13 protein-coding genes and 1 pseudogene are annotated in these 19,392 nt (G+C 63.0%); 9 read left to right on the plus strand and 5 right to left on the minus strand.

The features are described from left to right. Positions 1–1,231: 1,231 nt before the first annotated feature. A pseudogene (locus tag J2D77_RS17570) lies at positions 1,232–1,726 on the plus strand (deoxyribodipyrimidine photo-lyase); the annotation flags it as partial. A gap of 93 nt (positions 1,727–1,819) precedes the next feature. Continuing rightward, the gene (locus J2D77_RS17575; RefSeq protein WP_331000141.1) at positions 1,820–2,707 is read left to right on the plus strand and encodes a cryptochrome/photolyase family protein; all 888 of its coding nucleotides are present in this window, start codon (positions 1,820–1,822) and stop codon (positions 2,705–2,707) included. 126 nt (positions 2,708–2,833) lie between these two features. Here J2D77_RS17575 and J2D77_RS16610 read toward each other — a convergent pair whose 3' ends face one another. The 5 genes from J2D77_RS16610 to J2D77_RS16630 all read right to left on the minus strand — a co-directional run bounded on the left by J2D77_RS16610 (position 2,834) and on the right by J2D77_RS16630 (position 8,809). Further along, positions 2,834–4,072 (minus strand): NAD(P)/FAD-dependent oxidoreductase, encoded by a 1,239-nt coding sequence (locus J2D77_RS16610; RefSeq protein WP_207847617.1) that lies wholly within the window; start codon positions 4,070–4,072, stop codon positions 2,834–2,836. A 41-nt stretch (positions 4,073–4,113) separates the two neighbouring features. After that, positions 4,114–5,190, minus strand: coding sequence for a YkvI family membrane protein (locus J2D77_RS16615; protein ID WP_207847619.1), 1,077 nt, complete (start codon positions 5,188–5,190; stop codon positions 4,114–4,116). A gap of 278 nt (positions 5,191–5,468) precedes the next feature. Next, the gene (locus J2D77_RS16620; RefSeq protein WP_207847621.1) at positions 5,469–6,917 is read right to left on the minus strand and encodes an aminotransferase-like domain-containing protein; all 1,449 of its coding nucleotides are present in this window, start codon (positions 6,915–6,917) and stop codon (positions 5,469–5,471) included. A gap of 88 nt (positions 6,918–7,005) precedes the next feature. Further along, the gene (locus tag J2D77_RS16625) at positions 7,006–7,413 is read right to left on the minus strand and encodes a tautomerase family protein (protein ID WP_207847623.1); all 408 of its coding nucleotides are present in this window, start codon (positions 7,411–7,413) and stop codon (positions 7,006–7,008) included. A 46-nt stretch (positions 7,414–7,459) separates the two neighbouring features. Continuing rightward, positions 7,460–8,809, minus strand: coding sequence for an aspartate aminotransferase family protein (locus J2D77_RS16630; protein WP_207847624.1), 1,350 nt, complete (start codon positions 8,807–8,809; stop codon positions 7,460–7,462). Positions 8,810–9,223: 414 nt separating this feature from the next. Here J2D77_RS16630 and J2D77_RS16635 point away from each other — a divergent pair, with 414 nt between their 5' ends. From J2D77_RS16635 to J2D77_RS16665, 7 genes are all read left to right on the plus strand, one after another. Then, entirely contained in the window at positions 9,224–9,874 is a 651-nt protein-coding gene (locus tag J2D77_RS16635) for an RBBP9/YdeN family alpha/beta hydrolase (RefSeq protein ID WP_207847625.1), read from the plus strand. Positions 9,875–10,139: 265 nt separating this feature from the next. Beyond that, the gene (locus tag J2D77_RS16640; protein WP_207847627.1) at positions 10,140–11,423 is read left to right on the plus strand and encodes an NAD(P)/FAD-dependent oxidoreductase; all 1,284 of its coding nucleotides are present in this window, start codon (positions 10,140–10,142) and stop codon (positions 11,421–11,423) included. A 297-nt stretch (positions 11,424–11,720) separates the two neighbouring features. Next, a complete protein-coding gene (locus J2D77_RS16645; RefSeq protein ID WP_207847629.1) occupies positions 11,721–13,082 on the plus strand; it encodes a TolC family protein in 1,362 nt (453 codons plus the stop codon). Then, complete coding sequence (locus tag J2D77_RS16650) at positions 13,079–14,278, plus strand: efflux RND transporter periplasmic adaptor subunit (protein ID WP_230975910.1); 1,200 nt, start codon at positions 13,079–13,081, stop codon at positions 14,276–14,278. Before J2D77_RS16645 ends, J2D77_RS16650 begins: the two co-directional genes overlap by 4 nt. Further along, the gene (locus J2D77_RS16655; protein ID WP_207847633.1) at positions 14,278–17,343 is read left to right on the plus strand and encodes an efflux RND transporter permease subunit; all 3,066 of its coding nucleotides are present in this window, start codon (positions 14,278–14,280) and stop codon (positions 17,341–17,343) included. Before J2D77_RS16650 ends, J2D77_RS16655 begins: the two co-directional genes overlap by 1 nt. A 1-nt stretch (position 17,344) precedes the next feature. Beyond that, positions 17,345–18,019, plus strand: a complete 675-nt coding sequence (locus J2D77_RS16660; RefSeq protein ID WP_207847635.1) for a response regulator transcription factor — start codon at positions 17,345–17,347, stop codon at positions 18,017–18,019. A 37-nt stretch (positions 18,020–18,056) separates the two neighbouring features. Next, entirely contained in the window at positions 18,057–19,385 is a 1,329-nt protein-coding gene (locus tag J2D77_RS16665; protein ID WP_207847637.1) for a histidine kinase dimerization/phospho-acceptor domain-containing protein, read from the plus strand. The last annotated feature ends 7 nt before the right edge of the window (positions 19,386–19,392 follow it).

Genomic DNA, 19,392 nt, shown 5'->3' on the forward strand with positions numbered 1-19,392 from the left:
GCGCCCGGCATGATCTGATCGGCATGCCCTGGCGCGGCTACGACAGGGTCAGGTGGTGCAGGTGGAATATACCGGCCCTAGCACGACTCTGGCGGGCCCGTATGCTGCTTGCCGTCCGTTGGTATTGGCATGTGAGAGACGTGTCAGTCATTTTTAATTGGCCGGGAGGCAATTCCCCGGGGGTATTTCGGAGCATATCCGTCCGGCGCCTCGTATCAAGTTGAGATAATTTTGAGGGCAAATTTGCGGGCAAATTAATCTGGTACGATTAAAAAAACTGTTTATATAAATATACTTAGCTTTTTTTTGTGTCTTCCTCTCTCTCCGCCAATGTAAATTTCCCCATCAAATCAACGACTTGCAGACTTCCTCCGGTAGCCCAGGTTGCCGTGTTGGTAGCGGTCCGGCGTTAGTTCTTCACAGGCCCAGGAAGGGCGCTGAGATGTTTGGATTGAAACATGCAGCCAATGGCCTGTGGCCTCTCCCCCTATGACCGCTGGGAAGAGGGGGCATATATAAGGAACACAGTCGGGCGTCCGTCAGGACATCCTGAAATCGCTCCAAACCCACGACAAGCAAGAGGTTATCAGACGCCCTGGCAAGGCGCCGCCCCAAGGTGAGTGGACATCAGACCGGGTAAGTCCAGAAAAGGCGGTGGAAGCCGGTCTCCAATACCGTCAGTAGATAAGCAGGCGGCAGGCGAATATGATCCTGCTGAGGGGCTTATTCAACCAGGGGACATCCTTGGGGATATATGTGTATGGTCGATGGCAGGAACTGGGTATCGGATTTCAAGCAGAGCATTTTCTATGCCGGACTGGCATATCGCGATGAAAAACCACGCTCAATTTATAGGCATTCATAATTGGCTGGAAATAGTTAATGTTAGTTTTTTTTGCTTTGGGTAAATGTCCGGAACACAACACCAGATCGCGCCGTTCTTGGATTCTATCAAAAATACATAATAAAAATCTAAAAAAAGAAAAATAACTTACATTTGGAGTGCTCGCGGTTATTGCGATTTATTGGGGATGTGATGATTTGAGATAGTAAGAGTTTCCTGGTTCGATTTTTCATGGATTTTACGAAAAATGATGGCGGACCGCTGGGATGGAAGGTCTTGTTTCTGAAAAGATCGGGGCCGACTTGATCGTTGTATGGGTTTTTTATTTCCACATTCTCTGATGCCGGCTACCACAATGGATGGGCTGCACGATGGGGAAAAGTCGGTTTGAGTATTACGACGTCATATTCCGGGAAATCGGGTGATAAGCCTGTTATCGTATGGTTTCGGGACGATCTGCGTCTTGCCGATAATCCTGCCCTGCATGCGGCCGCTGAGACGGGTCTGCCCGTTCTGTGTGTGTTCGTGCATGACCCGGCCTTGCCACTGGGTAGGGCAACCCGCTGGTGGTTGGACGGTGCGTTGCGGGCCTTCCAGGCTTCTATCACCGCCTGTGGTGGGGAGCTACTGGTCCTGCATGGTCCAACATTTGAGATCATGTGCGATGTCTTGCGTACCCTTCAACCGGCCGGGATATTCTGGAACCGTCGCTATGGCCTGCATGAGCGGAATATTGACAGTCGGGTAAAGGATTATTGTAAAGAAAACAGTATTGCTGCCTCCAGTTTCGCGGCCAGCCTGCTGCATGAACCCTGGACTGTTCAGACACGCGCGGGGGGCAGGTTTCGGGTTTATACGGCCTGGTGGCGTGCTGTTTGTGAAATGGGCGACCCGGCATGCCCGCTTGCCGCGCCAGAACGGCTTTGTTCGGCACCTGTGCCCGAAGTGCTGGCAGGCAGAACAACGGTTGATGCATTGGCTCTTTTGCCGAAGACCCCGGACTGGGCGGCCGGACTCAGGGCGGAGTGGCATCCGGGCGAGGAAAAAGCACAGGATTATTTAGGGGCTTTCCTTAATGACACGCTGGAGGGTTATGCCACATTGCGTGACCGGCCCGCAGGGGTAAGCACATCGCGGCTTTCGCCCTATTTGCGGTTCGGGCATCTGTCACCACGCCAGGTCTGGCATGCGACAAAACGTGCTGTGCAGACTGCAAGCCATGAAATTTCATTGGCAGATCAGGATAAATTCCTGTCCGAACTGGGTTGGCGGGATTTTGCATGGTCCCTGCTGTTCGACCGCCCCGATCTTGCCAGTACGAATTTCCGCCCCGAATTCGATGCCATGCGCTGGTTGGACGAGCCGGATATGTTCACTGCCTGGGCACGGGGGCAGACCGGATATCCGCTGGTGGATGCGGGTATGCGCCAGCTATGGATAACGGGATGGATGCATAACCGGGTGCGCATGGTGGTGGCGTCGTTCCTGACCAAACACCTGCTGATAGACTGGCGCAAAGGGGCCCGGTGGTTTGACGATACACTGGTGGATGCAGACCCGGCCAGCAATGTCATGAACTGGCAATGGGTGGCGGGCAGCGGTGTTGATGCTGCGCCCTATTTCCGGGTCATGAACCCTGTGTTGCAGTCAGAGAAGTTCGATCCGGACGGTGAGTATATCAAAAAATTCGTTCCTGAACTGCGGCATTTGCCAGTACGTGCCCTGCATGCGCCCTGGCAGGCCAGCCCGGCCGAACTGACACGTGCCGGTGTCCGGTTGGGGGAAACCTATCCCTGTCCGGTCGTGGAACACCGCTTCGCGCGGGAAAGAGCGCTGGCCGCCTGGAAGGCAAGCACGGGCTGACCGACCGCGGTTGCATGCTCCATTGCGTGGAGCGTTGCCGATCCGCAGCCCTGTCGCAAGGTTTTTCCCTGCTACCTCGCACGCCAGTCGCGAACGGGCTGGCGTGTCTTTGGCCCTGTCGTGACGTTAGTGAAAACGCGTGGGTGAATAGGGCTGGGGGTCGAAATAGGGGGTTTCCCTGTTCATCATTTCCGCCAGCAGGCGGCCCGTTACGGGGCCCAGGGTAAAGCCCTGATGCGCGTGGCCGAAATGCAACCACAGCCCTTTATGATTGGGGGCGGCCCCGATCACGGGCAGCATGTCGGGCGTGCAGGGCCGGTTGCCCAGCCACGGCGTGGGTTCGATTGCCGGCCCCAGGTTCAACAGCTCCCGCGCGCGGGCTTCTGCCCTGTGCATCTGCACCGGTGTGGGTGGGGCACCCAAAGGTGCGAACTCGGCCCCCGTGCACACGCGCAGGCCCATGTTCATGGGGACCATCATCGTGCCGGCTTGCAGGTCCAGCACAGGCATACTCAGCCCGGCATCGCCTTTGTAATGGGTGTGATAGCCGCGTTTTACAAAAAGCGGGTAACGGTAGCCCATGGGGCGCAGCACCTGATCGGACCACGGGCCCAGGGCCACAACGGCATGTTCGGCCCGGACAATGCCGCTGGCGGTTCGCACGCTCCACCCGCCTGCATCCTGCGCCAGGGTTGCAGCATCCCCCACGGCCAGCGTGCAGCCCGCCTGTTCCAGGGCCTGCGCATATCGCCCCACCAGCCCGCCGGGATCGCGTACCGCCCAGGGATCGGTCCAGTGGATCGCCCCGGCAAAGCGCCGTTTCAGGGCCGGTTCGGCCTTGGCCAGGCCATCGCTGTCCAGGATGGTGGCGGCGATGCCGAAGTCACGCTTGAGGCGTTCCGCCGTTGCAGCTTCCTCGGCCAGGGACTTGGCGGATTGCAGGGCGAACTTGAAGCCACCCGGCCTTATCAGATCCCGCGCGCCGGAGGCCTCGATCATCTCGTCATGCTCGGTCAGGCAATGGCGGATCATTGCTTCGTAATGCCGGACAATGGCGGGGTAGGGACCGGGGCCGGACGCACGCCAGTAGTCGAATAGCGGCCTGGCCAATGCCGGCATGGCGCGCATGCTGTAATGCACGTCATTCCCGCGCCCCAGGGCAATGCGCGCAATGCGTGAGAGTTCATGCGGGAAATGGTGGGGGGCCACGCATTCGCGCTGGATCAGCCCGGCATTGCCATAGGATGTTTCCTGTCCCGGCCCGCGCCTGTCGACCAATGTCACGTCAAAGCCACGCCGTACCAGATGCCATGCGGTACAGACCCCCACCATGCCGGCGCCAAGGACAAGTGCAGTTTTTGTCACGTCGTATGCTCCATTAAAAGCAAAAGCCGTTTAAATCAGTTTTATACCCGCGTGGGGGTGACGCCGCCTGCCATGCCCCGCCGCCTGCGCCGCAGGAACGAAAGCAGCGTTGCCCCCATGATCAGCAATCCGCAATAGCCGATCATTGGGTAGACCGCCTTGACCAGCATGACAAAACCCAACTGGCTCATGACCCAGGCGCAGGCGGTAATCGCTGCCGCCCCCTTCAGGCGCGACAGGCCATATTCTTCCAGGCGGGAGGACAGGGCATAGGTCATGCCGACCGATGAACAATACAGCTTGACCAGGATGACCGGCAGCAGGATCGCCCCGAATACGCTCGAAATCCGCCCCGCTAGCAGCAGGGTCGGTACTGCGGCCCCCCGTATGGCATCGACCTGGACGAACAGCACGAAGGCAAGCCCGGCCAGCAGCAGGCCGAACGCGCCCCCACCTGCAAGGCCTCCCCACCGGGCCAATCGCACGTCGGGCACCTGCCCGCCCAGCACCAGCAGAACGGCAGCCGCCCCGGCAATATTGTAGGACACGTACAGCACGGCCGAGACCAGCCAGTGGCCCGCTGCGTGCGGTTGCTGGTGGGCGGCCTGTGTCAGTTCCGCCATGGGGGCAATGGGCTGGCGCAGGCTATATGCCAGCATGATGATGACCATCAGGAATACAAGCGGCGTCATGATGCCGATCAGGCTGACGATCCGCCTGACATCCAGCACCATGGTCAGGCAGGCCAGCACCGCCATGATGGCCGAACCCACCCAGGCGGGCGGGCCGAACTGCTGCTGGATGGAAGCACCGCTGCCCGCGATCATGACGGTGATCATGCACAGCAGGAAAAGCGAGAGGATGATATCGGCCGCCTTGCTGGCGCGCGCGCCGAAAAGCTGCGTCATGGCCTGCTGGTGGGTGGTGATGCGCAACTGGCTGCCGATCGTGTAAAGCTCCATGACCAGCAGCATGAAAAACGCGCCCGAAACCACCGTGCCAAGCAGGCCATAAGGGCCGAACGAGTCGAAGAACTGGACTACTTCCTGGCCGGAAGCAAAGCCGCCGCCCACCATCAATCCGATAAAGGCCGCACCCAGGCGCACGACATCTTTCATGCTACCGCAGCGCTCCGCGCAGTGGGGTAAGTCGCCTGGGCAAAAAGTCCCGCCCTGTCGCAGGGGCCGGCAGGTGCATGCAGCCCAGGCCGCACGCCGCGCCCGTGTCCGGTACCGTCTCCGCCGGTCTTGCACTTGATGTGTGGCATCGTGGCTGTGACTTCCATTTTCACCTCCGGTGCATCCGTAAAGCCCCGGGCTGCCTGAACGCTAGCACGGCAAGGGATGCGTGCCTATGCGCATGCCCGTGTGATCGACGGGCTTTTTCCTGCGCCGTTTTACGCCGTGGACAAAAAATCATGCAGCCGCTCATCGCCGGAATAGGCGACATTGAAGCGAAGGTAGGAGGACGGGCTGTGCCCGGGGTTGAAATATGCACCGGGTGCCAGCAGGATACCGCGTTCCAGCGCCTTTTCCGCCAGGGACTGGACATCGACGCGCTCGGGGGCGCGGGCCCACAGGAACATGCCGCCGCGCGGCCGGGCGTAAAGGGTAAAACCGTTGGCTTCGAGGGCAGCGCTGATCCGCCTGCGCCGCTCTTTCAGGCGTTCCTTCAGCCGTGTCTGATGCAGCCGGAACTGCCCGTCGGACATGATATGGTGAATGACCGTTTCCGAAAAACTGCTGCTGGTCAGGCTGCTGGCCATTTTAAGGCGCAGGACGGAGGCGGCTATGGCGGGCGGGCAGGCCATGTAGCCCACGCGCATGCCCGGCGATATGGTTTTTGAAAAACTGCCGATATGAACAACACGTTGCAGGCGGTCGAGCTGTGCCAGGATAGGGGAATTCTCGTCATCCAGCGCGCCGAACGTGTCATCTTCGATCACGAACACGCCAAACTGTTCGCATAGCGAGAGTATATGGTGCGACACATACGGGCTGCAACTGGTGCCAGTGGGGTTGTGGATCCGGGTGTTGATAAAGAAAAAACAGGGCTGATAATCTTCAAAGACCTTGCGCAGGCTTTCCAGGCAGGGGCCTTGCTGCAGGCGGGGCACGCCCACCATGTTCAGCCCCAGTGCCGCCAGGGCGGGAAAGAGATTGCAGTAGCCCGGTTCTTCCACCACCACCGTATCGCCCGGGCGGGCCAGGGCGCGGGCGGCCAGTTCGATGGCCTGGCTCGCTCCATGGGTGACAATGATCGAGGACAGGTCGCACGGCACGTCATCGCGCAGCAAAAGCGCCTGGATCTGTTCGCGCAACCCCCTGTGGCCGTAGGGATTGCCGTAGGAGAAAATTTCCGGGTCGGGCTTGCGGGCCAGGGCCGTGGCGGCATGGCGTATGCCGTCAGTATACAGATAGGCCGGGGGCAGCCAGCCGCATCCGGCGTTGAGCGTTTGCGACTGTTCTTCGTAAATGCGCTGCAAAAGCCAAAGGGAATCGACAGATGGCTTGACGTTCCCGCCAACGGGTGCCGGGGTGGCAAGGACCGGGCGCGTGGCTACGAAATAGCCGCGCGCGGCCTGTACTTCAAGAAAACCGTCGGCCACCAGCTTGTTATAGGCGTTGGCGACAGTCAGCGTGCTGACCGCGCAATGTGCGGCCATCCGCCTGATCGAGGGCAGCCGGGCATGTTCGGGCCAGGTATTGTTTTCGATACTGGCGATAACCTGGCGGATAATCTGGGCCACCAGCGGTGTCTGGACGGTGCGGTCCACATACACGCAATTGCGTATTGTCTTTTTTGCGGTGCGTCGGCCCGCTGCCCTATGCCTCTGCCCGGTCATGCGCTGTTCCACCCTGGTCGCAAATGCCGCGGTTCTTACACCGCCCGGACATGGGGTACACATCCGGGCGGGCGAGGTTGCATGCGGGTTACGTGGCAGGCTTGCCGCCCAGTTCCCCGGTCAGGAACTGGGCGCGGCCCAGCCCGAACGACCAGTGCGCATCCTGGTTTTCGACGACCGACACCATGACATCGGACGGCTTGATCCCGCAGGCGGCTTCCAGCTTTTCGACAAGCAGCCGGTAGAACAGGGCATTTTTGTCAGCCCCGCGCGGGCGGCTGAAAACCTGGAGCAGCACGACATCCTTCGTACGGGGAATGCCCAGGCCCGTATCTTCCACAATCATGTTCGAAGGCTTGTGCTCGGACACGATCTGGTACCGATCCCCCGCCGGGACCTCGAAGGCTTCCAGCATGGCTTCATGGGCTGCGTCGAGCAGGGTCTTGATCTCGGCTTCGGTGCGGCCGGTGTTCACGTGGAAATGAAGAAGGGGCATGGTAACATTCGTCCTTTTCAAAAAGCATGGTGCTGCCAGCACCTGTTCAGGCCACGGTGGCGATGATCCTGTGCAGGTTCGCACCCATGTCGCGCAACTGCTCCGGGGTGGAGATAAACGGAGGACCGAAGGAAATGGTGTCCCCCGTCACACGCAACAGCAACCCATGCTGCACGCCCCGCTCGAAGACCTCAAGCCCCCGCGCGCCGGGTTTGCCTTCGCGCGGTTTAAGCTCTATGGCCGCTGTCAGGCCGATATTGCGCAGGTCATGCACATGGGGCAGGTCGCGCAGGCTGTGGATGGCCTCTTCCAGCACCGGCTCCAATGCGCGCACCTTGGAAAGAAGATTGTCCTCCTCCATGATGTCGAGCACCACATGGGCCACGGCTGCCGCCAGCGGGTGGCCCGAATAGGTGTAGCCATGGGCAAATTCGATGGCGCTTTCAGGCCCAGTCATGAAGGTGTTGTAAATTTCAGGCGTGACGATAACCCCGCCCATGGGCACGATCCCGTTGGTGATGGCCTTGGCGAAGGTGATCATGTCGGGCCGCACGCCAAAACGCTGCGCGGCGAAGTTTTCGCCCATGCGGCCAAAACCTGTTATAACTTCATCGAAAATCAGCAGTATGCCATATTGCGTGCAGATTTCGCGCAGGCGTTGCAGGTAGCCCACGGGGGGCACCAGCACCCCGGTCGAACCCTGCACCGGTTCGACAATGACAGCCGCTATGGTGGATGCGTCATGCAGGGCCACCAGGCGTTCCAGGTCGTCGGCCATTTCCGCCCCGCATTGCGGCTGGCCCCTGGAAAACGCCATGCGGGCATGGTCGTACGGGTGGCGGATATGGTCCACGCCGGGCACCATGACGGTCGCGAACATCTTGCGGTTGGGAACGATGCCGCCCACCGACATACCGCCCAACCCTACCCCGTGGTAGCCGCGTTCGCGCCCGATCAGCCGGAAACGCCCGCCTTCGTCACGCAGTTTGTGAAAGCCGATGGCGATTTTCAGCGCCGTATCCACCGCCTCGGAACCCGAATTGGCGAAAAAGACATGCTCCAGCCCGGCGGGCGCCATATTGGCGATCCGTTCGGCCAGGCGCACCGCACCGGGGTTGGCAAGCTGGAAGGACGGGGCGAAATCAAGGCTTGTGGCCTGGTCGTACAGGGCCTGGGCAATACGCGGATTGCCGTGGCCGAGCGGGGTGCACCACAGCCCGGACAGGGAGTCGAACACCTTGTGCCCGTCCCCCATGGTGTAATAGGCGCCCCGGGCCGCGGTCAAGACCCGGGCTTCGCCCTGCGCGTTGACATAGCGATTTGCCGTGAACGGCATCCAGTAGCGGCCCGTGCGCATTGTGGCGGCGCAGTCAAAATCGTTCTTGAGGTCTGGCATGGGTGTACTCCGCTCGCATGCGTGGATGACGATACAGGATAAAACCGTTACGACATCAATTTGATAAGCGTTTCCGGACGCATTGCATATAGACAGTTTTGCCTATTATGGCTGAACCTGTAGTGGTTTGTTCTGCAAGGCGGCCCGTAATCCAGCCTGTGGGGGAGGGCGCGCGGTGGCGGGGTGGATCTGTCGGCACGGTGTCTCTGTCCATCCGGGGCCCCGGCTTGCGGCCCTGTTTGCGCCTTGCCTGGGCCTCGTCCAAGGGCCGTTCGCATGTTTTCGGGCACAGGGCGAATGCGTAGTGGCGCACCCTCAGGCCTGTCCGGTCTATGCGGGTGCGGCCAGCCTGTCTAAACTGTGCGCCTGTCCCGGCCTGCAAGAGAGGCCGCATTTTTTTTGAAAACAGTGTAGATGCCACACTCCGTCTCGATCCCAACGCCCCTGTCCCCCCATGCCCTGATTCAGGCCCCGGTGCTTTTGCGGGACTTCGCGGTCGTTACGGTGCCGGGGTTGGACAATTCCGGCCCGCTTCACTGGCACACCGCGTGGGAGCGCCATCTGGGCGCGCAAGGCATCGCCTGCACGCGGCTTGAACAGGAAAACTGGTCGGAACCGCACTATGCCGCCTGGCGCGAGAGGCTGGACAGCATGGTGGCGCGTGCCACGCGCCCGGTCCTGCTGGCGGCCCATAGCCTGGGTTGTGTGCTGGTGGCGCGCTGGGCGGGCGAAAACCCGCTTGCAGCCCGCCATGTGGCGGGCGCGCTGCTGGTGGCCCCGGCCGATACGGAACAGCATACCGGCCCCGACAAGCCGCGCGTGGCGGATTTTACGCCCCTGCCGCGTGACAGGCTGCCTTTTCCCGCCCTTGTGGTGGCCAGCGACAACGATCCGTGGCTGGAAATCGGGCGCGCGCGCATGCTGGCGCGCTGCTGGGGGGGCGAATGCGTGCCCGCCGGTGCCCATGGCCATCTGGGCAGCGATGCCGAATTGGGGATGTGGCCCACAGGGTTGTGTCTTCTTGAACGGCTCGCGCAGGCGCATACCCAAGGGGCCCGGTTCTGAATGCGGGCAGGGTGCGTGCCGCAACGGGCGCGTACCAGCGGGTGCCAGCCGGGTAAGGATCAGGCACCTGCAAGGGAAGACGCCTGCCATGACGGGCAGGTGCCTTGGGGCGGTGGCGCGTGCGGTTGGGGTGGCCCAGAATTCGCTTGTCAGCAGCGGTGGAAAGAAACTAGGTTTCTACCGATCTGTTTAGGTGCGGGTGTGTCGGCTGTCTGGTGCACCGGCCCTGTGTTCACGGTATTTTTAAACGGATCCTTATACGGCGATGGCTGAAAAATCTGAAATTCTCGTTGTTGGTGGTGGTGTCGCGGGGCTGGCTCTGGCCACCCGGCTGGGCAAGACCCTGGGCAAGCAGGGCGATGCGCGCATTACCCTGATCGACAAAAGTTTCTCCCATGTGTGGAAACCCATGTTGCACTGCTTCGCGGCGGGCACGGTCCAGAACGAGAACAACCGTATCAGCTTCATGTCGCAGGCCAGCCAGCATTATTTCGACTTCTGGCCCGGTGAGGTCGTGGCCGTCGACCGCCTGAACCGCAAGGCCGTGCTGGGGCCGTTCCGGTCCGCCGACGGTTCGGTCGTGCTGGACGGCCGCACGGTGGATTACGATGCGCTGGTGCTGGCCATCGGCAGTTGCGCCAATGATTTCGGCACGCCCGGCGTTGCCGAGCACTGCCTGTTCATCGACAACCTGATCGAGGCCAACGGCTTCAACGAAAAATTCCGCATGGAACTGTTGCGGGCCTTCGGTGCGAATGCCGAACTGGATATTGCCATTGTCGGCGGTGGGGCCACGGGCACCCAGCTTGCCGCCGAACTGCACAAGGCGCTGGACCTGGTGCGGCTTTACTCGTTCGAGAAAAATCCCCCCAAGCTCAAAATCACCCTGCTCGAAGCCGGGCCGCGTATCCTGCCCGCCTTCCCCGAACAGGTGTCCGAAGCCGCCCAGCGCGAGCTTGAACGTATCAAGGTGGATGTACGCACCTCCGCCATGGTGTCCGGAGCGGATGAAGGGGGCTTTACCCTCAAGGATGGGTCCTACGTGCCCGCAACGCTGCGTGTGTGGGCTGCGGGGGTGAAGGCGCCTGCGGTCACGGCGCAGTTCGGCGGGCTTTCGCTGAACCGTTCGGGGCAGGTCATCGTGCAGCCCAATCTGTGTTCGGTGGATGATGAACGGATTTTCGCGGTGGGCGACTGCTCGTTCATTCGTGACGAGCCCTTGCCCCCCACGGCGCAGGTCGCGCGGCAGCAGGCGCACCATCTGGCCAAGCATGTGCCGGCCCTTATCCGCAACGGAACGGCCGTGCCAAGCTGCGTTTTCCGCAACAAGGGGGCGATCGTGGCACTGGGCGACTATAATGGCTGGGGCACGCTGCCCGGCGGCACGGTCTTTGGTGGCGGCCTGCTGAACGGCCTGTCGGCCCGGCTTGGCCATATGATGCTCTACCGCCAGCACCAGGTCGAACTCTATGGCCTGTCACGCGGGCTCATGTCCTGCCTGGCGGACTGGCTGGATACACTCGTGCGGCCCTCCGTCCGCCTGGACTGAAGGGGCCGTTGCGCCATCATTCAGGTTCACGTCAGCTTCGTGCTCTAGGTTCGCCTTGCAGTGTCGGGTCATTGCCCGGCCGGAATGGCTGACGGATTGCAGAAGAGTAATGGCGTTGCGGAGTGTCGTGGCACGGGCGGAGTATTTTGCAGGGTCTGGCCCCTTACCCCCTTTTGGGGGCTCTTGCGCCCTGACGGGCAGGAAATTCCTGCCCCTTCCGCGTAACGGATACGCCTTTTCAGCGCGCCGCAGCCAGATCCGGGGCGTGGACCTGCCGGGCCGGAGGGTGCGGGGTTCATGAAAACCCGGCCGCCGACAGGAGCGATAAGGCGGGTTCTGGCCCCCCTGCTTGTGGCCGGTCTGGCCGTGCAGGCAGGGGCGGTAATCGCCAGCCCTCCCGCGCAGGCCCAGGGCTGGTCGACCAGCGTGAGTGTATCGCCCGCAACCCCCGATACGGATACGCCTGCCCCCGCCCCGGTGGGCCATGGCGGGCGCGGTGCCTTTCGCGACGTTGTGCGCACGGCGTGGATACTCGACCCCGCACGGACGGAATTGCAGACGCGCCGCCACTCGGCCGATGCCCGGGCCAGTGCCGCCGGCGGCTGGTTTGCTGGCGGGCCGGTGGTGTCGGGCTCCTACATGGACGATCATTTCATAGGCACGAATATCGGTTACACGACCTATCAGGGGGCCGTATCCGTGCCGTTATGGCTGCCGGGGCAGGGCAGTGCCACGCAGCATGTGGCGCATGAACAGGCCAGCACGCTGGATGAACAGCTTGCCGTTGAACACATGGCCCTTTCCATCCGCGTGCTGGACGCCACCGCCGCGGTAAAGATCGCGGCTGACCGGGTGGAGGCCGCGCGCGCCCTGTACGCCGACATGCAACACCTGCAAGGCCTGATCACCCGTGCGGCGCGGGTGGGGGAGGTCGCCAATGCCGATATGCAGCAGGTCCGGGCCGCGACAGGCAATACGCAAAACGCCCTTCGTCTGGCGCAGGAGGAACAGGCCAATGCGCGCGCCACGCTTGAAAGCCTGTGCGGCAACGGGGTGGACGCGCCCGACATAAGCTTTTACGACGCCCCCACCCTGACGCTGGGCCGCCTGAGCAACACGCAGGACCTGATCGAGCAGGACCCGCGCGTGAAGGCGGCGCGCGGTGCGGTCAAGGTGGCGGAGGCCAATCTGGACCTGGCGAAGCGCTCCTTCATGCCCAATCCGGAAATCGGGGTGGATGCCATTCATGAAGAGCAGTATCAGAGCCCGTGGGACAATCGCGTGGGCTTTCATGTCAGCGTGCCCCTGCCCAGCGATGTGCGGAACGTGCCGATCATGACGCAGGCGCGCGACCAGCTGGGCACGGCCACGGGGCAGTTGGAACAGGCACGCCGCATGGTGCGGCTGGAACTGCAACGCGTGCGTGAACGCGTCATGGCCGCCCGGAGCGCGCGCGCCACGCTGGCCGATGCCGCAACAAGCCTGCAACGCCGCGCCGATGCGGAGGAAAAAGCCTGGCGCGTGGGCGAACACGCCCTGGACGTGGCCCTGCGCGCCCGCCAGGATGCGGTGCGCGCGCAGCAGGCCGCCAACGTGGCGCAGACCGAATGGCATGTGGCCGTCCTGCGCCTGATGATCGCCACGGGGGAGGACTTATGATGTGCGGCACAGCCCCCACCCCGCCCGGTGTGCGGCGCGGGCGGGCAGGGCTTTATATTCTGTGGGCCACGCTGGCCTGCGCGGTATTGGCGGCCCCGGCCCGCGCGGATGATGACCCCACGCCCGACCTGCACCCCGTGCAGATCGCCCCCGAAGCGGTGCGGGCCGAAGGGCTGGAGATCGTGCGGGCGACACAGGGCAGCCTGTCGGGCATGCTGGCCGTCATGGCGCGGGTCATGCCCGATACGACGCGGGTTGTCGCCGTCCGCCCGGCGGGTAGCGGCAAGGTGCTCGACATTGCCGTGCAGCCCGGCGCGCACGTGACCAAAGGCAGCGTGCTGTTGCATTACCAGGACCACAGCCTGCATGCGGCGTTCGAGCAGTCGGCCCAGCTTGCCGCCGCACTAAGTGCCGCCCGCGCCGCGCGTGATGACGCCGCCGCCGCCTATCAGCGTGGGCTTGCCCTGGCCGGGCAGACGATTGCAGTTGGCGAAGTGCGCCGCCGCAAGGATGCGCTGGCCCAGGCGCAGGCCACGGTGCAGACGCTGGAAGCCCAGCACAATACACTCAGCCACCGGTTCGAACAGGAATTTACCTCCCCGTCCGAGAGTATGGGCCAAGGCGAGACATCGGCCCTGATTGCCCCGCTCAGCGGTGTGGTAAGCGCGCTCGATACCGCCGTTACGGCCGATATTTCGCCTGCCACGCCGGTGGCGACGGTGGCCGACCTGTCCTCGGTATGGGTCGTCTCCGACGTCGTGCCGGAGGATGCAGCCCGGCTTGCGCCCGGCGGGCGGCAGGTGACAACCCTGGGTGACGGCAGCATTCTCTCGCGCATTGACAGCGTGGACCAGGCGGCCAACCTGCAAACCGGTCTTGTGCGGGTGATCAGCACCGTTCCCAACCCCACGGGGGCCCTGGTGCCCGGCATGGTGCTGAACGCGACATTGCAAACGCGCCAGGCCATGCAGGGCGTGCTGGTTCCCACCGATGCCATACAGGTCGTGGACGGGCGCAATGTCGTGTTCGTGCGCGAAAGCCCCACCAGCTACCGCCCCGCCCCCGTGACGATCGGGCTTGAAAGTGGGGGGCAGGCGCTGGTGCTGTCCGGGCTGAAGGATGGTGAACCCGTGGTCAGCCATGGCAGCTTTGCCCTGAAATCGGTCCTGCTGCTGGCTGGCATGGATACCGATTGATGCTCCAGGCTTTCCTGCGCGCGCTTATCCATCGGCCCGGCATGGTTCTGGGGTGCCTGTGTGTGTTGATGCTGGGCGGCATAGGCGTTTTGCTCGGCCTGCCGGTGGAAGCCGTGCCCGATATTTCGCCCCGCCAGGTCATGGTGTCGGTCGTGGCCCCCGGCCTTGCGACCGAGGAAGTGGAAAAACTGATTACCCTGCCGGTTGAATCCAGCATGACGGGTATTCCCGGCATGACGGACCTGCGGTCGGTTTCACGCAGCGGGCTGTGCGTGGTGTATGTCCAGTTCGCGGATGATACCGATATCGACCTGGACCGCACACGGGTGAACGAACGTATCCAGCAGGCGCGCGCGGCCATTGCCATACCGGGGCTTGGCATTGCCATGGGCCCGCTTGCGACCGGCATGGGTGAGATCATGCAGCTCCAGATCAGCGGGCCGGGCCGTTCGCTGATGGAACTGAACCGGCTGATGACATGGTCCGTCGCCCCCCAGTTGCGGCTGGTGCCCGGGGTGGTGGAGGTCAACGTCAATGGCGGGGCGGAGGAAACATGGCAGGTCACGCTGGACCAGGCCCGCCTGCTGGCCACCGGCATTTCGGTGGGGGAGGTGTTCCGCGCCGTCAACGCCAATAATGCGTCATCGGGTGGGGGGTGGATCGCAAGCCATGCCGAACAGAAGGTGGTGGTGGCGCGCGGGCTTGTCGGCAGTCTGGACGACTTCGCCGCCATACCCGTGCGCAGCCAGCCCGACGGGTCCGTCACCCGGCTGAAGGATCTGGGCCGGGTGGAAGCCGCACCCCGCCAGAGGCTGGGGGCCGCCACGCGCGACGGGCAGGGCGAAGTGGTGATCGGCGTGGTGATGATGCAAAGCGGGGCCAGTTCATCCGCGACGCTGGCCGCCATTGACCGGGCCTTGCCCGGTATCCGCCAGAGCCTGCCCGAAGGGGTCAGGCTTGTGCCGTATTACACCCGCGCCACGCTGACGGGCAGCACCATCGATACGGTCAAGGAAAACCTTGCCATGGGGGCGGGGCTTGTCTTCATCGTGCTCATGGTGGTGATCGGGAGCTGGCGGGCGGCGGCGGTGATCGTTTCCGTCATTCCCGCATCCCTTGTCTGCGCCATGGCGGGCATGCGCTCTTTCGGTATTTCGGCCAACCTGCTCAGCCTGGGTGCGATCGATTTCGGCATGATCGTGGACAGCTCGCTCGTGGTGGTGGAACACGTGCTGGCCCTGCGTGAAAAAGACAGCGCCACGCCGCTGCCCAGCCTGGTCGTATCGGCCGCGCGCGAGGTGGCCCGTCCTGTCTTCTTCGCCATTCTTGTCATTGTCATGGTCTATCTGCCGGTACTGACCCTGCAAGGGGTGGAAGGCAAGATGTTCCGCCCCATGGCGCAGACCGTCATCATGGCGCTGCTGGCCTCCCTCGTGTACTGCTTTACCTGCGTGCCCGTGCTGGCAAGCCTTGTCCTGGGCAAGGTGCGGCCCCGGGGCGATACCCGGCTTATCGCCACCCTGCGCGTGCCCTATACCCGCATGGTCCATTGGGGGAGCAGGCATTTAGGCGTTCTTGTCGCGATCACGCTGGCTTTTTTCGGGCTTTCGGTCATGCTGGCCACCCGGCTGGGTGGGGAGTTCATTCCCCAGCTTGAGGAAGGCGCTTTGGTGCTGACCAGCACACGCCTGCCGTCCGCCTCGCTCGATACGGTGCTGGCATCGCTGAAAAGGGAGGAGCAGCTTCTGCATCGCTTCCCGGAGGTGCGTACGGTTGTCAGCAATACGGGTACGGCCGCCATCCCCACGGACCCCATGGGCGTGAACGAAACGGACACGTTCGTTTTCCTCAACCCGCCTCGCACCTGGAAGACGGCACATAGCCAGGCAGGGCTGGTCGAGGCCATGAACACAGCCCTGCAAAAGGAACTGCCAGACGCCCAGTATTCCTGGAGCCAGCCTGTGCAGATGCGCATGGATGACCTGCTTTCGGGCGTGCGTACACAGATCGCGGTGTCGATCTTCGGGGACGACCTGGATACGCTGGCCCGGCTCGGGCAAAAAATGGTGTCCGTCATGGCGGCCATTCCCGGTGCCGCCGATGTCGCCCTGGTGGGAGAGGGCGAAATGCCCCTGCTGGTGGTCGATGTCGATCGCGGGCGTGCGGCCACGCGCAACGTCGCCCAGCAGGATATTCTCGACACGGTGGAGGCCATAGGCGGGCATATCGGTCGCTCGGTGGTGGAAGGCAACGCCATGATCAGCACCCAGGTGCGGCTGGACCCCGCGCATACGGCATCGGTCGCAGCGATCGGCGCATTGCGCGTGCCCCGGGCCGACGGGCGCGGCACGGTCCAGCTTGGCGAGGTCGCGCGCATCCGGCAGGTGAACGGGGCGGTCCGCATCAGTCGGGACAAGGTCAGGCGGCGTGTCGTGGTGCAGGCCAATGTACGCGGGCGCGACCTGGGCTCCTACGTGGCCGAAAGCCGCAGGCGGGTCAGCCGGCAGGTGCACCTGCCGCCCGGCTACAGCATGGAATGGAGCGGGCAGTTCAGGAACCTGCAATCCGCCATGGCGCGGCTGGATATCGTGCTGCCCATCGCCCTGGGGCTTATTTTCGCGTTGCTGGTGGCGGCATTGGGGTCATGGGTTTCCGCCCTGCTGGTCTTCACCAACCTTCCCCTGGCGGCCACGGGCGGCATTGTCATGCTGTACGTGCGGGGCATGCCGTTCAGCATTTCTGCGGGTATCGGGTTCATCGCGCTGTTCGGTGTAGCCATTCTCAACGGCGTGGTGCTGGTGGGCAGTATCCATGCCTGTGAACGCAGCGGCATGGACACGGCCCGCGCGGTGCTGGCTGCAGCAGAATCCCGCTTTCGTCCGGTCATGGCCACGGCCCTTGTGGCCAGTCTGGGCTTTTTCCCCATGGCGTTTTCCAGCAGTGCGGGGGCGGAGGTGGAACGCCCGCTGGCCAGTGTGGTCATTGGAGGGCTGCTGTCTTCCACTTTGCTAACGCTGCTCGTTCTGCCTACCCTGTACGCCCGTGTGGTACGAGACAAGTCATGACATGCGTGTGCTGATCGTTGAGGATGAACAGGATCTGGGCGAAGCGGTGCTGGAGCGCGTGCGCCAGGCCGGCCATGTGGCGGACTGGCTGGTAACGCTGGAAGATGCCAAAGCGGCCCTGGCAACAGTGGATTACGACTGCCTTCTGCTGGACCTGCGCCTGCCCGATGGCAGCGGGCGCGATCTTCTGCGCCAGATCCGGGCCACAGGCAGGCAGATCGCCATCCTGATCACCACGGCCGAAGACCAGATCAGCGACCGGGTCGCAGGGCTTGCGGCCGGTGCGGATGATTACATCGTCAAGCCCTTCGACCTGGACGAGCTGATCGCAAGGCTGAGTGCGGTGGCCCGCCGGTACGTGGTGCAGGGCAGGACGCTCTGCCTGAAGACGGAGGCAGGTTCGTTCACGGTGGACCGCGATCACGCCCAGATTTTTCGCGACGGCGAAGTCGTGGAACTGACGGCGCGTGAATGGGCTATTCTGGAACTGCTGACCCGCCGCCCTGGCACGCTGTATTCGCGCGAACAGATCGAAACCGTGCTGTACGACCTGGCGGACGATGTCGGCAGCAATACGGTGGAGGTGTTCATAAGCCGGCTGCGCAAGAAAATCGGCAACGGTGTCATTCGCACGGTCAGGGGGCGGGGCTATGGCGTGCTGCCGGACACAGCATGAACCCGTGGCGCAAGATGCCGGGCAGGGGTGTCGGGGCATGAGAAGCTGGAGCCTGACATCCCGCCTGGTGGGCGGCGTGCTGGCCGTGGTCCTGGGCTGCCTTGTGCTGCTGGATGCGGGGCTGGTGGGCTTTACCCGTTTCGAGGTGACGGAACGGCTCGATAACTCGTTGCAGGAAGTGTCCGAACGCCTGCAAAGCGTCATCACCCTTCTGCCCCGCACCCCGCAAAGGAGCGATATCGCCTGGCTGCCCGGTGTCGGCCCGCGCACCCTGGCCTATCAGATCATCGCAGCCGACGGGCGGATGATCCTGCGGTCCCAGAACGCACCCGAACAGGTGTTCGTAAGCGACCCGCAAACGGGCTTTGCCGACAGCACGCGTTTTCGCGTCTATGTCGCGCCACCGACCAGCCAGGGCTATCGGGTGCTGGTGGGGGAACCGGTTTTTCATAGGCGCGAGGCCGTGCGCAGGGCCATTCTGCTTTCGATCGGGCCCACGCTTTTTCTGCTGCCGGTCATGTGGTTTCTGATCCGCTGGATCATCCGGCGTGGCATGCGCCCGCTCGAACAGTTGCAGGCCGCCATGCAAAGTCGCGGCAGTGGCGATCTCAGCCCCATCCCGCCGCTGAACCTGCCGATCGAACTGGCCTCCATCCAGAATGCAGCCAACACCCTGCTGGCCCGGCTGGAGGATGCGCTGACAGCCGAACGGGCCTTTGCCGCCAGTGCGGCCCATGAACTGCGCAACCCGCTTGCCGCCCTGCAAGCCCAGGCGCAGATCCTGGCAGGCAGCCTGCACCATGACCCCAAGGCCCGGCAACGGGCGGACCTGATCGTATCGCGAATACAGGGGTTCGGGAAAATGGTTGAAAAAATATTGCAATTTTCGCGCGCCTCATCCGGTGTCGCGTTCCGGCGCACAAAGCTGGACCTGCTGCCCGTTCTGGAACTGCTCTGCCGTGATCTGGACAAGGGCGAGACCCCGGGCGGCAGGATCCGCCTGCTCCGCCAGGATTGTGAGACATATCCCGTATGGGGCGATCTCGATGCCGTGGGCATCCTGTTTCGCAACCTGCTCGAAAACGCCCTGCTATACGGCACCCCCATAACCCCGGTCGATATTCTTCTCGGCGCAAACGGTGTGGTGGAAATCCGCAATGCCTGCACACCCTTGCCGGCAGAAGTGCGCGCGCGCCTGTCACGCCCCTTCGTGCGCGGGGGTTCGGCCAAGCCCGGCAGCGGGCTGGGGCTGACCATCGCCCGCCTTATCACCCGGCAGATGGAAGCAGGCTTTGCCATCCCCGATGCGGGAGGGGAGGGAACATTCATCGTGCGCCTGTCCTTCCGTCAGGCAGGAGCCGCGTAGATTTTTC

The sequence above is a fragment of the Acetobacter garciniae genome (genome assembly GCF_017377735.1).
Taxonomy (GTDB): domain Bacteria; phylum Pseudomonadota; class Alphaproteobacteria; order Acetobacterales; family Acetobacteraceae; genus Acetobacter; species Acetobacter garciniae.